At 39.9% G+C, this 253-nt stretch carries 1 pseudogene; it reads right to left on the bottom strand.

The window, feature by feature from the left end:
- Nucleotides 1–123: pseudogene (locus BN3456_RS00025) on the bottom strand (DDE-type integrase/transposase/recombinase); the annotation flags it as partial.
- Between the last annotated feature and the right edge of the window lie 130 nt (nucleotides 124–253).

Here is a 253-nt window from a genome sequence, read left to right as displayed (position 1 = left end):
ATCGACTTCCCAGCCAACAATACAGCGGCTGTGCCAGTCAATTATAGCAGTCAGATACAAGAATCCGTGTCTGATCGGAATATATGTAATGTCAATAGACCATGCCTGATTTGGCGCATCTATGATGTAAGTGCTTCAAAAGATAGCGTCGTGTAATTCTATCGCAATGCTGCTATACTAAGCCTATCATTTCTTGAGGCATTTTTTATGCTTATGAATCAACCTACATTCTTCTGGTAATTCTTTTGACCAG

It is taken from the genome of Clostridium sp. C105KSO13, from assembly GCF_001517425.1.
In the GTDB taxonomy this organism is placed as follows: Bacteria; Bacillota; Clostridia; order Lachnospirales; family Lachnospiraceae; genus Muricomes.
The sequence above is the reverse complement of the archived record's forward strand: the minus strand, read 5'-3'. Positions and strand labels throughout refer to the sequence as shown.